This window comes from Parasphingomonas zepuensis, from assembly GCF_036663735.1.
Classification (GTDB): Bacteria; Pseudomonadota; Alphaproteobacteria; order Sphingomonadales; family Sphingomonadaceae; genus Sphingomonas.
Window position 1 is genome coordinate 683,103 of the sequence record NZ_JAXOJO010000001.1, and the last position, 13,958, is coordinate 697,060.

The 13,958-nt window shown below is 70.0% G+C and carries 14 protein-coding genes; 5 read left to right on the plus strand and 9 right to left on the minus strand.

Annotated features, from left to right (window positions below):
- Positions 1 to 153: 153 nt before the first annotated feature.
- On the minus strand, positions 154 to 1,401 hold the full coding sequence (locus U1769_RS03310) for a putative DNA modification/repair radical SAM protein (protein WP_332711884.1): 1,248 nt from the start codon (positions 1,399 to 1,401) through the stop codon (positions 154 to 156).
- Positions 1,402 to 1,488: 87 nt separating this feature from the next.
- Positions 1,489 to 2,175 carry a hypothetical protein gene (locus tag U1769_RS03315; protein ID WP_332711887.1) on the minus strand — a complete coding sequence of 229 codons (687 nt, stop codon included), beginning with the start codon at positions 2,173 to 2,175 and terminating at the stop codon, positions 1,489 to 1,491.
- Positions 2,176 to 2,306: 131 nt separating this feature from the next.
- Here U1769_RS03315 and U1769_RS03320 point away from each other — a divergent pair, with 131 nt between their 5' ends.
- A complete protein-coding gene (locus U1769_RS03320) occupies positions 2,307 to 2,495 on the plus strand; it encodes a hypothetical protein (protein WP_332711890.1) in 189 nt (62 codons plus the stop codon).
- 24 nt (positions 2,496 to 2,519) lie between these two features.
- Here U1769_RS03320 and U1769_RS03325 read toward each other — a convergent pair whose 3' ends face one another.
- Positions 2,520 to 3,563, minus strand: a complete 1,044-nt coding sequence (locus tag U1769_RS03325) for a rod shape-determining protein (protein ID WP_332711892.1) — start codon at positions 3,561 to 3,563, stop codon at positions 2,520 to 2,522.
- Between the two features lie 242 nt (positions 3,564 to 3,805).
- On the opposite strand from U1769_RS03325, the gene U1769_RS03330 reads away from it, so the two are divergent.
- On the plus strand, positions 3,806 to 4,267 hold the full coding sequence (locus U1769_RS03330) for a carboxymuconolactone decarboxylase family protein (protein WP_332711895.1): 462 nt from the start codon (positions 3,806 to 3,808) through the stop codon (positions 4,265 to 4,267).
- The gene (locus U1769_RS03335) at positions 4,254 to 5,144 is read left to right on the plus strand and encodes a sigma-70 family RNA polymerase sigma factor (protein WP_332711898.1); all 891 of its coding nucleotides are present in this window, start codon (positions 4,254 to 4,256) and stop codon (positions 5,142 to 5,144) included. The genes U1769_RS03330 and U1769_RS03335 overlap by 14 nt, the downstream gene beginning before the upstream one ends.
- A 70-nt stretch (positions 5,145 to 5,214) precedes the next feature.
- On the opposite strand, the gene U1769_RS03340 is transcribed toward U1769_RS03335, so the two are convergent.
- The 6 genes from U1769_RS03340 to U1769_RS03365 all read right to left on the minus strand — a co-directional run bounded on the left by U1769_RS03340 (position 5,215) and on the right by U1769_RS03365 (position 11,486).
- Positions 5,215 to 5,670 carry a PA2169 family four-helix-bundle protein gene (locus tag U1769_RS03340; protein WP_332711901.1) on the minus strand — a complete coding sequence of 152 codons (456 nt, stop codon included), beginning with the start codon at positions 5,668 to 5,670 and terminating at the stop codon, positions 5,215 to 5,217.
- A gap of 127 nt (positions 5,671 to 5,797) precedes the next feature.
- Positions 5,798 to 5,989 (minus strand): DUF4169 family protein, encoded by a 192-nt coding sequence (locus U1769_RS03345; protein ID WP_332711903.1) that lies wholly within the window; start codon positions 5,987 to 5,989, stop codon positions 5,798 to 5,800.
- A 31-nt stretch (positions 5,990 to 6,020) separates the two neighbouring features.
- The gene (locus tag U1769_RS03350; RefSeq protein WP_332711906.1) at positions 6,021 to 9,422 is read right to left on the minus strand and encodes a chromosome segregation SMC family protein; all 3,402 of its coding nucleotides are present in this window, start codon (positions 9,420 to 9,422) and stop codon (positions 6,021 to 6,023) included.
- A 27-nt stretch (positions 9,423 to 9,449) separates the two neighbouring features.
- Entirely contained in the window at positions 9,450 to 10,202 is a 753-nt protein-coding gene (locus U1769_RS03355) for a thioredoxin domain-containing protein (RefSeq protein WP_332711909.1), read from the minus strand.
- 25 nt (positions 10,203 to 10,227) lie between these two features.
- Complete coding sequence (locus tag U1769_RS03360) at positions 10,228 to 10,905, minus strand: thioredoxin domain-containing protein (protein WP_332711912.1); 678 nt, start codon at positions 10,903 to 10,905, stop codon at positions 10,228 to 10,230.
- A 29-nt stretch (positions 10,906 to 10,934) separates the two neighbouring features.
- Entirely contained in the window at positions 10,935 to 11,486 is a 552-nt protein-coding gene (locus tag U1769_RS03365; protein ID WP_443030168.1) for a DUF721 domain-containing protein, read from the minus strand.
- A 65-nt stretch (positions 11,487 to 11,551) separates the two neighbouring features.
- Here U1769_RS03365 and U1769_RS03370 point away from each other — a divergent pair, with 65 nt between their 5' ends.
- Positions 11,552 to 12,568: an A/G-specific adenine glycosylase gene (locus U1769_RS03370; RefSeq protein WP_332713636.1), complete on the plus strand. Its 1,017-nt coding sequence runs from the start codon at positions 11,552 to 11,554 to the stop codon at positions 12,566 to 12,568.
- The gene (locus U1769_RS03375; RefSeq protein ID WP_332711918.1) at positions 12,565 to 13,956 is read left to right on the plus strand and encodes a serine hydrolase domain-containing protein; all 1,392 of its coding nucleotides are present in this window, start codon (positions 12,565 to 12,567) and stop codon (positions 13,954 to 13,956) included. The genes U1769_RS03370 and U1769_RS03375 overlap by 4 nt, the downstream gene beginning before the upstream one ends.
- Positions 13,957 to 13,958 lie beyond the last annotated feature (2 nt).

A 13,958-nucleotide genomic window follows, 5' to 3' on the forward strand; every position in this document is an offset into this window, starting at 1 on the left:
CGCGCGACCTGCCATCGCAGGGCTATCGGGTCAGGCCGAAACGCGACCCGGGCGACAACGCTGTGCCCCATACATCCTCTTTGATGCGCGCGCAGATTCCAGTCGGCCCCATCCTGGGCTGACGACTCGGACTATAGCGACATCGCGTGTTTGCTACGCGAAAAGTTCGAGCTGCTCGCGCTTCGGCGCCACCAGCGGGCGCAGGTCTGCGCGGTCGCTCAGGGCGACCGGGCGCCAGTCCTCGGCGATCAGGAAGGGGCGCACCTTGGCGATCGACGCGGTCAGCCGGCCGACATCGGCCAGATGCAGTCGCCGCCAGCGTCGGGCGGCGAGGATCGCGCCGACGGCCTTCACGCCCAGCCCCGGCACGCGCAGCAGCATTTCGCGCGGGCCGCGATTGACGTCCACCGGGAAGCGATCGCGGAACTTGAGCGCCCAGGCGAGCTTCGGATCCATATCGAGCGGCAGCATGCCGGTGGCGCTGTCGGCGGCCGCGACGACTTCGGACGGTGCGAAATCATAGAATCGCATCAGCCAGTCGGACTGGTAGAGCCGGTGCTCGCGCAGCAGCGGCGGGCGCTGCAGCGGCAGGACGGTGCTCGCGTCGGGGATCGGGCTGAAGGCGGAATAATAGACCCGGCGCAACCCGAAGCGGCCGTACAGCGACGCGGCCTTGCGCACGATGTCGCCATCGGTCGCGGCGTCGGCGCCGACGATCATCTGAGTCGACTGGCCGGCGGGCGCGAATTTCGGGGCCGACTTGTAGCGCTTCGTCGCATCGCCGGTGTCGCTGATCGCAGTCTTCATGCCCTGCATCGCACCCTCGATCCGGGCCTCGGACTTTTCCGGCGCAAGCCGCTTCAGGCCGCTCGCGGTGGGCAGCTCGACATTGATCGACAGGCGGTCGGCATGCAGCCCGGCCTGGTGGACCAGCTCAGGATCGGCATCGGGGATCGTCTTGAGATGGATATAGCCGCGGAACTGATGATCCTCGCGCAGCGATCGCGCGACCTCGACGATCTGCTCCATCGTATAGTTGGACGATCGGATGATGCCCGAGGACAGGAAGAGCCCCTCGATATAATTGCGCCGGTAGAAAGCGAGGGTGAGCTGCACCACCTCGGCCGCGGTGAAGCGCGCGCGGCGGACGTTCGAGCTCTTGCGGTTGATGCAATAATGGCAGTCGAAGATGCAGCTGTTGGTCAGCAGGATCTTGAGCAGGCTGATGCAGCGGCCGTCCGGCGCATAGGCATGGCAGATGCCCATGCCGCCATCGGTCGAGCCGAGCCCCTTGCCGTCGCGCGACGTCCGCTTGACGCTGCCCGAGGAAGCGCAGGACGCATCATATTTGGCCGCGTCGGCGAGGATTTCGAGCTTTTGCTGAACGTCGAGCTGCGCCATATGTTCTTCATATGTTCACAACGGCGCGGCGTAAACCCCTGATTTGCAAGGGACCATCGTGACGGTCGGAAACGGAAGCCCGAGCCGCTACGGCGCGAAAGCCGGCGGTGGGAAGGCGAGGATGGCCGAGCCATAGGTCTCGGTCACCATGCTGAACGGCGTGCCGTCGGGCAGGGTCAGGATCGCCCGGTGCTCGATCAACTGGTCCGGGATGGCCAGCGTGCCGGCTGCGCCGCGCGGGATCGGGCCCGCCGCGCTGTCCCAGTCGGGCGGCAGCGGCGACCAGAGCAGCCGGGCCGAAAGCGTCCGGCGCTGGAAATGCAGCGGCTGCACGGCGCGGCCAAAGGCGATGTCGGTCGTCTCCAGCGCTGCGTTCATCGCCGGCGTCAGCCTGGCCGGCACATACCAGTTATCCGCTTCGGACAGGATCTGCGCGCCGCACCGCAGCCGCACCCGGCGGTAGCGAACCGGCTCGGCCGCGGCGATTCGCAATGTCTCGCGCTGCTCGGTCGTGATCGGCTTGTCGATGTCGCGCACGCGCTCGGCGACGATCTTGCTGCCCGTCGGCGCGAGTCGGTGCCGCGCGCACCAGTCGTCCAGCACGAGCGTGGCGCTATCATGGCTGAGCAGCGCCGATTCGAAGGATTGCAGGATAGCGAGCAGCTCGACGCGCGCCAGCGGCGTATCGGGCCACGCCGGAACGGACGCCGCCGCCGGCAGGGCGATAAACGCCGCCGCGGCCAGTAGCGGGCGGCGAAACGCGGTAAAATTCATGGCGTTGCTCCCGCGGCCGGCATGCGCCTCATTTCCCCGTGCAGCCGATTCGCGCCAGCCCGAATGACCGAATTCGGCCTGCGTGGTGCCGAAAAGATTGATCTTACGGCCAGGATACCGATATGGGGACCATGACCTTGATCGAGACCTATCGCGCGAACGCCGCAGCGCAGCGCGCTGCAGCGGAAAAAACTGACCTCCCCAACCGCCGGGAAATGCACGAGCGCTCCGCCCGGACCTGGGAAGCGATGGCGCTGAGCGCCGAGGACACGGCTGGCCGCGCGCAGGTCAATCTCGCCGCCAAGGCCGAGCGCGTCTGAGTCGCGGGGCCTGACGCACTGCGCTCAGGCCTCCATCATTACACCCTGATAGATCGGGTCTTCGAGCGCGCGCCCAGCGCCCATCGCCACGCATGTCAGTGCGTTCTCGGCAACGATCACGGGCAGCCCGGTCGCCTCGGCCAGCACTTCGTTGAGACCGTCGAGCAGGCTGCCGCCGCCGGTCATGACGATGCCCTGGTCGTAGATGTCGGCGGCCAGTTCCGGCTCGGTCTTCTCCAGCGCCGACAGCACCGTCTCCACCACCTGGCCGACCAGGTCCGCCAGCGCCACGGCCAGTTCGGCCTGGCTCACCTCGATCTCGGACGGCACGCCATCGACGAGATGCCGGCCCTTCACCCGCATCACCTTGCCGATGCCGTCGGCCGGCATGCGCGCCGTGCCGATCTCCACCTTGATTCGCTCAGCGGTCGATTCGCCGATCATCAGATTGTGCTTGCGCCGGATGCTCGATGCGATCGCCTCGTCCATCCGGTCGCCGCCGACACGCACTGACGTGCTGTACGCCAGCCCGCGCAACGACAGCACGGCAACTTCGGTCGTACCCCCACCGATATCGACCACCATCGCTCCGATCGGCTCCGTCACGGGCAGGTCGGCGCCGATTGCGGCCGCCATCGATTCCTCGATCAGATAGACCTTGCCCGCGCCGGCACTGGTCGCGGCCTGCTGGATCGCACGGCGCTCGACCGTCGTCGCGGCCGAGGGGATGCAGATCGCGATCTCCGGGCGACGCGGCAGCCGGCTCGGCCCGCCATGCGCCTTGTCGATGAAATGCTTGATCATCTGCTCGGCGACATCGATGTCGGCGATCACCCCGTCGCGCATCGGGCGGATGGTGCGGATGGTATCGGGCGTCTTGCCCAGCATCAGCTTGGCCTCGGCGCCGATCGCGCGCACCCGAGTCATCCCGTCGAGCGTCTCCAGCGCCACGACGGAGGGCTCGTTCAGCACGATGCCCCGGCCGCGGACATAGACGACGGTGTTAACCGTACCGAGATCGATCGCCATGTCGTTCGACGCGCGAGAGAAAAAACGGGAAAATCGCATGGCTTGGGTCAATCTGCTGGGGTGCGGCGGCCCGGGACGATCGGCCGCCGGGCGCGCGAGAGGCGAGACGGGGCGGGTGATCGCTCGCAGCCGGCAGGTCAAGCGCGCCTGCGCCCGAATGACCGGCACGGGCGGTGATCGGCGGAACCGCGTGACAATTTCGTGACCGGTCATGTCACATCGGCCGGGGCCTGTCTCGTCTTATGCTCGAACGCGCATGGGGCGCGTGGAGGACCCGCAAAATGACCGCACGACTGAACAACGCCTATAGCTACGCACCCGAAAGCATCGCGGCGATGATGGCGCTGGAAACAAGCTTCGGGCATAGCGGGCTCGAGCATGGCCTGATGGAGCTGGTTAAGATGCGCGCCTCGCAGATCAACGGCTGCGCCTTCTGCCTGCACATGCACGCGACCGACGCGCGCGCGCATGGCGAAACGGAGATGCGGCTCTATCTGCTCGACGCCTGGCGCGAATCCTCGCTCTACTCGCCGCGCGAACGGGCCGCCCTGGGCTGGACCGAAGCGCTGACCCGCCTCGCCGAGACCGGTGCGCCCGACGCCGATTACGCCCCGGTGGCCGAGCTGTTTTCCCCGGCCGAGCAGGTCAGCCTGACGCTGCTGATTGGATCGATCAACGTCTGGAACCGGCTGCAGGTCGGCTTCCGCTCGCCGCACCCGGTCGCTGCCCGTGCTGCCGCCTGACGCGGCGACCCAGCTGTTCGAGGCGCAGCGGCCCCGGCTGCTGCGCCTCGCCTATCGCATGCTCGGCTCGCTGTCGGAGGCCGAGGACGTGGTGCAGGATGCGTGGCTGCGCTGGCGGCGCGTCGATGCCGCGGTCGAAGCCCCGGCCGCCTATCTGTCGCGCATCGTCACCCGGCTGTGCCTCGACACGATGAAGTCGGCGCGTGTCCGCCGCGAGACCTATGTCGGCGCCTGGCTGCCGGAGCCGCTGTTCGATACGGCCGAAGCGCCGGACGATGCCGATGATCTCACCCTGACGCTGATGATGGCGCTCGAACGGCTGTCCCCGCTCGAACGCGCCGCCTTCCTGCTCCACGATGTGTTCGGCGTCGGCCTGGCCGAGGTAGCGACCACACTGGACCGCGCCGCGCCCGCCGTGCGCCAGCTCGCTGCCCGCGCGCGCCGCCATGTCGAGGCTGCAAGGCCGCGCTTCCCGGTCGCGCAGGACGAGGCCGATCGCATCGCCCAGGCCTTTTTCGCTGCCTCGCGCGATGGCGATACCGCGGCGCTCGGCCGGATGCTCGCCGACGACGTGGTGCTTCATTCCGATGGCGGCGGCCGCGTTCTCGCCTTCCGCAATCCGATCCGCGGAATCGATCGCGCGCTCCGGCTGTTCGCCGGACTCCGCCGCAAGTTCGGCCCAGACTGGGCACGCCAAGTCAGCCCGGTCCGCATCGACGGCCTCCCCGGCTATATCAGCAAGGAGCGCGGCGAAATCCTGCAGACCACGGCGCTTGGCATCGAGAACGGCCGGATCGTCGCGATCTATATCGTGCGCAACCCGGACAAGCTCCGTCACGTGGCGCTGATGCTCGACGCGCCCACGCCGCTGCAGTGAGCGCGGCCTCCGCTCCGGCCGGAGCGAGGTGTAGAGAAAAAGGGCGGGGCGTGAGCCCCGCCCTCCAACTTCAGGCACCCGCGAGCGAATGCTTCAGGTCGCGCATCTGGTCGTGCCCTGCGCGAACCGGGCCGTAAGCCTGCTGGATCACGGCCTTCACGTCGGGCGAAAGCGTCGCATCCTCCAGGGCGTCTTCAAACTTCGCCTTGATATGGTCCTCGCCGCGCTCGACTTCGTTGACGATCGCCTGATCGTCCTGGCCGGTCACTGCCGCCTTGAGGTTGAGGAAAGCGCGGTGCGCGCCGGCGAGCAGCGTGCCGTCATCCTCGGCATTGCCGCCGAGCCGGACGACCTCGGCCTGGAGCGAGCCCACCACCGTGCGGCGTTCGCCGGCGCGCGAGCGGAAAATCTCGGCAAAGCGGCCGCTCTCGGCATCGTCAGCCGCAGTGGTGTAGCCGTCCACGCTGTCGAGCGTGGTGGCGATCAGGCTGTTGAGGGTGCGGATGTCGTGGCTGGTGTCGGTCATGGGGATACTCCGATAAGCTACTGGGACCCGCACAACGCGCCGCGCGCGACTTGGGCCCATCCCATCTTCATCCGCGGGCCGACTTTTTTCCCGGTGGTTTCGAACGCAGTCCGGAAATATCGCTGGATCAGACGTCGCCCGCGTCCGGCTCCAGCTTCGCCCCGTCGAGCGTCCGGTCGATCCGCGCGAGCGCCTCGCGGGCCGCGCGCTTCTCGTCCCCGCTCTGGCCGAAGCGACGGCGATTGGCGGCGGCCGCGGCCTCCTTTTCGGCGCGGGCGCGGGCCTTGCGGGCGGTGCGCAGGTTGACGATCTCGGCCATCGCCCGGAACTATGCCGTCAGGCCGCGAAAGTCACTCCGCCGCCAGCAATGTCTCGGCCCCGCCGAGATCTACCGAGACCAGCCGGCTGACGCCCTGCTCGATCATCGTCACCCCGAACAGGCGGTGCATCCGGCTCATCGTCACCGCATTGTGCGTGACGATGAGATAGCGGGTCAGCGTCTCGCGCGTCATCGCGTCGAGCAGGTCGCAGAAGCGCTCGATATTGGCGTCGTCGAGCGGCGCATCGACTTCGTCGAGCACGCAGATCGGCGCCGGATTGGTCAGGAACAGGCCGAAGATCAGCGCGACCGCGGTCAGCGCCTGTTCGCCACCCGACAGCAGGGTCAGCGATTGCAGCTTCTTGCCGGGCGGCTGGGCCATGATCTCGAGCCCGGCCTCGAGCGGATCGTCCGAATCGATCAGCTCGAGATGCGCCTGGCCGCCGTTGAACAAGGTGGTGAACAGCCGGCGGAAATGCCCGTCCACCGCCTCGAACGCAGCGAGCAGCCGCTGGCGTCCCTCGCGGTTGAGCGTGCCGATCGAGCCGCGCAGCCGGTTGACGGCGAGTCCCAGCTCCTCGCGCTCGGTCGCGTTGCCGATGCTGGCGGCCTCGAGCTCGGCCAGTTCCGTTTCGGCGACGAGGTTGACCGGGCCGATGCGCTCGCGCTCGATCAGCAATTTGTCGTGCGCCGCCGCTTCGTCCGCCGGCGCGCGCACCGTCTCGGGCGGAAAACCCACGCGCTCGGGCAGCAGCACGGACGGGCATTGGAAGCGCTCGCCCGACAGGCGGTTCATCTCGACTCGCCGCCCCTCCTGATTCTCCGCCCGCGCCGCAGCGCCGGCGCGGGCCTCGCGCGCTTCGGCCAGCGTCTCCGCAGCGGCACGCGCCGTTTCCTCGGTGCGACGCAGCGCGACTTCGGCCTCGCGCTCGGCCGCCATCGCGATCTCGGCCTCGGCTCGCGCGCTGCCATGCGCCGCTTCGAGCCCGGCGATCTCGGCGGCGAGCGCAGCCGGCTTGCCGGCCAGCGCCTCGGCTTCCGCCGCCAGGTCAGCGTCGCGCTTGTCCATCTCGGCGATGCGCCGCGCTGCCTCGCCGGCGCGATTCTTCCAGCCCTTGCTCTCGGCGGTGCCCCCCGCCAGCCGCTCGCGGTCCTGCCCGATCGCCCGGTCGAGCGCGACGCGTTCCGCACGGGCGGTGGCGACGGTGGTACGGCGCGTTTCCGCCTCGGCGGACAGGACCGCCACCCGCTCGCGCGTCGCGCTGCCGTCCGGCAAAGCTGCCTTCGTCGCGGCCGCGCGCGTCACATCGGCCTGGGCTTCCTCATGCTCGGCGACGATGCGCTGGCGCCGCGTGTCGAGATCGGCGCGCTGCGCCTCGATCCGTTCGATCTGGGCGGCGGCGCGGTCCTCCGCCCGGGCGGCATCGCGCGCATTGGTCTCGGCGCCTTCGAGCAGCCGCCGGGCATCGACCGCGGCACGGCGCGCCTCGGCAATCGCCGCGTCGATCCGGGCCAGCTCGGCATCGCAGGCATCGACCGCGCGCACCGCCGCCGGCCGCGCCGCCTCGATCGCCCGCAGCCGGTTCATCCGTTCCAGCCGCGCCGCTGCCTCGGCCCCGCCGGATTTCGCGACATAGCCGTCCCAGCGCCGCAGCAGCCCGGCCATGGTCACCAGCCGCTGCCCGACCGCGAGCGGCTGCCCTGAATCGCGCTCGGTGACGAACACCTGTGCCAGCCGCCGGGCCAGCGCGGCGGGTGCAGAGACATGCCGGGCCAGCGCAACGGCGTCGGACGGGCCGGCCGGATCGCCCGGTGCCGGCGCCGCGCCCGCCCAGAAGCGCTCGGCGGCCGGATCGAGCCCTGCCTCCAGATCGTCGCCCAGCGCCGCCGCCAGAGCGCGCTCATAGCCGGGATCCGCCCGCAGCTGATCGAGCAATCGATCCTTGCCGTCGCGCCGGGTCGCCTTGGCCAGCGCCGCCGCCTCGCTGTCGAGCGCGCTCAGTTCGGCATGCGCCCCGGCGCGCGCCGATTGCGCTCGGTCGCGCGATCCGATCGCCTCGCGCTCGCTCGCGTCGGCGCGGGCCAGCGCGGTCCGCGCCGATTCGGCATGCCGCAGCGCCTGGGCGCGCGTCTCGGCCGCTTTGGTCTTCTCGGCCAGCAGCGGCGCCGGATCGCCCAGCGCCTTCGCCTCTGCCGTCACCCGGGCGAGATCGCGCTCGCTCCGCTCGGCCCGGGTCCGCGCCGCCGCCAGCGCTGCCTCGGCCACGCGGGCGTCGGCCGCCTCGCTGGCCTGCGCCGCCAGTGCCTGGGCCAGCGACACCTCCGCATCCCGCGCAGCACGCTCGGCCGCGGCGAGCGCCAGATCGAGCTGCGGGGAGCGCGCGGCCGCCTCGGCAATCCGCGCGTCGAGCTGCTTCGCTTCCTCGGCCAGCCGCGCGATCGCCTCGGCCGCGTCGCTGGCGAGCGAGCCCTCGCGCGCCCGGTCCTCGGTCAGCCGCGCGCGGCTGTCGGCCAGCTCGGCGATCCGCCGCCCGGCCGCGGCATGTTCGGTGCGCAGCGCGGCCAGCTGGTGGCCCGCCTCGCTTGCCCGGTCGCGCGCTGCCTGCGCCCCGGCCCGCGCCCCCGCCAGCGTCTCGGTCGCGTCGTGCTGATACGCCGCCGCCGCGCGCTGCGCTTCGGCTGCCTCGGCGACGCGCGTCTCGGCCGCCGCCGCCTCGGCCTTGGCGCTGTCGGCCGCGCCGGACGCCTCGCGCCAGCGGGCGAAGATCGTGCGTGCTTCGGTCAAGCGGATCTGGTCGGATAGCTGGCGATAGCGCTCGGCCTGACGCGCCTGGCGGCGGAGCGCGGCGGCGCGCGCATCCTGATCGGCGATCACTTCGTCGAGCCGGGTCAGGTTCGCCTCGGTCGCGCGCAGTTTCTGCTCGGCATCCTTGCGGCGCACATGCAGGCCGGCGATCCCGGCGGCTTCCTCCAACATCGCGCGGCGCTCGGCGGGCTTGGCGGCGATCACCGCGCTGATCTTGCCCTGGCTGACCAACGCCGGGCTGTGCGCACCGGTCGCCGCGTCGGCGAACATCAGGGCGACGTCCTTGGCGCGCACGTCGCGCCCGTCGATGCGATAGGCGGAGCCTGCGCCACGCTCGATCCGGCGGACCACTTCGGTCTCGCCGTCGGGAAGCTCGGTCAGGATCGAGACTTCGGCGAAATCGCGCGCCGGCCGGGTCGAGGTGCCGGCGAAGATCACATCGTCCATACCCGCACCGCGCAGCGACCGGGCGGACGTCTCGCCCATCGTCCAGCGCAGCGCTTCGAGCAGGTTGGATTTGCCGCAGCCATTGGGGCCGACGATCCCGGTCAGCCCAGGCTCGATGCGCAGGTCCGCCGGATCGACGAAGCTCTTGAAGCCCGTAAGCCTGAGCCGCTTGATCTGCACCCGGCGGTTACCCCCTGCGCCCGGCCGTTACAGGGCGCCCGCCGCCTTGAGCGACGGCTGCAGGCCCTTCCAGTCGGCCACATCGGGTACGATATCGCCGTTGACGATGAAGGCCGGCGTGCCCGGCACCTGATATTGCTTGTTCGCGGCATCGGCATTCTTGGCGATCTCGGCCAGCATGTCCTTGTCGGCCAGGCAGGCGCGCGCCTTGGCGTCGGGCACGCCGCGCTGCTTCACGAAATCGAGATAGCCGTAGAATTCGGCGAGATAGGCAGCGATCGCGGCGGGCGTCGCATTCTGCAGCCGGGCCTGATCGGCCTCGGGAATCTGCTTGCTGCCGTCGCCGAGCAGCGCCTGCTGCGACAGCATCATCTGTTCCAGCATCGGGAAGAACTGGTTCGGCTCGACGCAATGCCCCAGCAGGATCGGACCGAGATCCATCTGCGCATGGATCGGGAAATCGCGGAATTCATAACTCAGCTTGCCCGCGGCGATCGGGCCGCTCTTCAGCGCCGGAAGGCCCTCGGCGTCGAACGCGGCGCAATGCGGACAGGTGCGCGATCCATATTCGATCAGCTTCACGGCGGCATTGGGATTGCCCATGCGATAGCCGCCCTCGGGCGTCTTCGTGACGACATCGACCCATTTCTGCCCGGCCGGTGCCGGCACGGCGGCGACGGGCGCCGCGGCCGGCGCGCTGCTGTTGCCGCCGGTGCCGCCCGAGCCGCAACCGGCGAGAAGCAGGGCCGGCAGGGCGGCATAAGCGATACGGAACTTCATGTCGGGTCTCTCCGTGTTGAAACTATTATCTGGCGCCGGCCGCGCGGAGACTCTTCTCCAGCTCGACCCACTCAGTGGTGTCGATCGTCTTGCCGTTCACCTCGAAGGCGGGCGTGCCGTGGATCTTCGCCCAGGACGCGCTGGTGTTCTTCACCACCACCGCGACCTCGGCTTCGTTGGCGAGACAGGCTTCGATCGCGGCATCGGTCATGCCGCGCCCGCGCACCAGCGCACTCAGGCCCGATCCGTCGGCCAGCGCGCGCAGCTGCGCCGGCTGCGGATACGTCGCCATGCGCGCACCGTTGACGGCCTCGTACTGGCCGCCCCGCTCCAGCCAGTCGTTCTGGGCCGCCATGATCGCATCGGTCGTACCGAAGAACCGCGTCGGCCCGCTGCACCGCGCGAGCAACGCTGCCGCCAGATCGAGCTTGTCGCGCACGGCGTTGCGCAGCTCGACGCTGGTCGAGCCGGACCGTACCAGCCGCCCGCGCAGCCCGACCGCCGACTCGGCGATGAAATGCGCACAATGCGGGCAGGTATAGCTGATATATTCGACCAGCTTCACCTTCGCCCTGGGATTGCCGAGGACATAGCTGCCGTTCGGCGCCCTGGTGACCGTCGCGGTCCAGTCGCGCTGGCCCTGCGCCGCGGCAAAGGATCCAAGGCCGGCGAAAAGCGCCACCAGGGCAAGCAGATAGCGCATCGTTCCTCCGCGATTGAATCGTTTGGCGTTCATTCCTCGGGCTGCCCGATCACCGGCGGGCCGCGCGACGCGGCGACGCCGGCGGCCAGCGCCTCGAGCACGGCCTTCAGTTCCGGATCGGCGATCGTGCGCAGGCTCGCGCCGAGATCGACCGGGACCGGCTTCAGCGACGGCGGCGCGGCGCGCACGCGCGGCGCGGCGACTTCGCCCTGGCGGATCTGCACCCGCGCGATCGCGCCATAGCCGAAGAAGCGGTTAACCCGCTCTACGATCTCCGGCGCGATATGCTGCATCATCGTCGCATGCGCGCCACGCACCACCAGGTTGAGCGTGCCGTCGGTGCGCTGGCCATGCGGGAACTTGATCGATTCGGGCGCCGACACGCCGGCATAGCGGCTGCCGACGATCTCCGGCCAGCGGCTGACGATCGCGCTCTGCACGAAGCCGAACTTGCGGAACGACGCGCGGCCGATATCGGGCAACAGCTCGGAAACCGCGCGCGCACGACCGCCCCGCGGCTTCTCGGCCGTCGCTTCGGGCTTGGGGGCCGGGACACCACGCTTGCTCATTATCCCGTCCATGCCATAGCGACGGCGTGCCCGCCAAGCTCCCATCGGATAGCGCCGCCGCTTCGCCCGCCGCCAGGCTGCTCGACTGGTATGATCGCAACGCCCGCGCCCTGCCGTGGCGCAGCCCGCCCGGCGGCCCGGCGCCCGATCCCTACCGCGTCTGGCTGTCCGAGATCATGCTGCAGCAGACCACCGTCGCCAGCGTCCGCCCCCGATTCGAAGAGTTCGTCGCGCGCTGGCCCGACGTCGAGTCGCTCGCGCGGGCCGACGATGCGACGCTGATGGCCGCCTGGGCGGGGCTCGGCTATTATGCCCGCGCCCGCAACCTGATCGCCTGCGCCCGCGCCGTCGTCGCCAGCGGCGGACACTTCCCCGGGACAGAACAGGGCCTGCGCGATCTGCCGGGCGTGGGCGCCTATACCGCCGCCGCCATCGCCGCGATCGCGTTCGGCGAGCGCGCGGTGGTGGTCGATGCCAATGTCGCCCGAGTCGTCGCCCGGCTGTTCGCGATCGCCGCGCCGCTGCCCGGCGGCATGCCGGCGGTGCGCGCCGCGACCGATTCGATCACCCCCGCCGCCCGCGCCGGGGATTTCGCCCAGGCCATGATGGATCTGGGCTCGGCGATCTGTACGCCGCGCGCCCCGCGCTGCCTGATCTGCCCGCTCGCGCCGACCTGCCGCGCCTATGCGCTGGGCAATCCCGAGGCCTGGCCGGTCAAGGCCACCCGCGTCGCCAAGCCGCAACGCTACGGCACGATCTTCTGGGCCGAGCGCGAAGGCCGCGTCCTGCTCGTCCGTCGCCCGCCCAAGGGCCTGCTCGGCGGCATGCGCGCCTTGCCGACCGGGCCCTGGGCGGATGCGCCGCCCGGGCTGGCCGATCCGCCCTTCCCTACCGGCTGGCGGCTGCTTGGCGACACGGTCGCGCATGTCTTCACGCATTTCCGCCTCGAACTCGCGCTTGCGGTCGCGCCGGCCGAGGCGCATTCGGGCGCGGCCCATAATATGGGCGAATGGTGGCCGGTGGCCGAGGTCGATTCGGCCGGGTTGCCGACGGTCTTCGCGAAAGCGGCGGCCGCGATCAGGAGAGCGGAATGAAGGTTCGGGCAGTGATATCCGGCGGCGTGCTGATTGCCTTGCTGGCCGGCGGCGCCTTCGCCTTCGCGGCAGCACCCCAGGCAGCGCCCGCCCCGCGGACCCTCCCCGCTCCCGACGTGACGCTGCCGGCGACGCTCGCCTCGACACGCGCGCTGTTCGACTCCTATGTGGCGGAACACAAGCTGCCCGGCATCGTCGGCGCCTTCGGCTATCGCGATCAGCCGACCATCTTCGTCAGCGCCGGCCGCATCTCCGATGATCCCGCCGCCGCCCCGGCCGGACCGGACAGCCTGTGGCGCGTCTATTCGATGACCAAGCCGGTCACCGCGATGGCAGCGATGATCCTGATCGAGGAGGGCAAGATGAGCCTCGACCAGCCGGTCAGCGATTTCATCCCGGCGTTCCGCACGATGCGCGTCCAGATCAGCCCCGATTCGCTCGAGACCCGCCCCGCCGCGCGGCCGATCACGATCCGCAACCTGCTGACCCACACCGCCGGCCTCGGCTACAGCATCATCACCAAGGGGCCGCTGCTCGGCGAATATAACCGGCTCGGGCTCAATCCCGGCGCGATCAGCGCCCCGCTCGAAGCGGCTGCGCGCCGCACCCGGCCAGCAACGCTCGCAGCCTTTGCCGACCGAGTCGCCGAAGCGCCGCTGATCGCCGATCCCGGCACGAAATGGAGCTATTCGATCGGGCTCGACGTGATGGGCCGGGTGATCGAAGTTGCCTCCGGCACCAGCTTCGATGCGTTCGTCCAGCGCCGCATCTTCGATCCGCTCGACATGAAGTCCAGTTACTGGACGGTCCCGCGCAGCGAAGTCGGGCGCTTCGCCACCAATTACATCTTCCAGCGCGAGGCGATGCAGCAGTTGGCCGGCGGCAGGCCGATCGACGTGTCGAAGATCGACCGGAAGGCGCGCCTGCCGATCGATCCGGCCGCGACATCGGTATGGCTCTCCCCGCCCAGCTTTCCCTATGGCGGCGCCGGGCTGGTGATGTCGGCGCGCGATTATGATCGCTTCCTCCACACGCTGCAGGATGGCGGCGCGCTCGACGGCAAGCGCGTGCTCAAGCCGGCAACCGCAGCGCTGATGATGTCCAACCTGCTGCCGCCGGGCGTTACCTATGGCACCCGGCCGTCGGGCGAACCGCTCGCGGTGAAGAGCGGCTATGGCGCGGGCGGATCGGTCACGCTGGAGGACCAGCCGGGCGGCGCGCGCAAGGGCACTTATGGCTGGGGCGGGGCAGCGGGGACCACCGGCTGGGTCGATCCGGCGCGGCACATGCGCGGGACGATCATGGTCAATTATTTCCCGTCCGAGCAATGGCCGGTGCGCGAGCAGACCGTCGCCGCGCTGCTAGCCGATCTCACCCACCACCAGTGAGT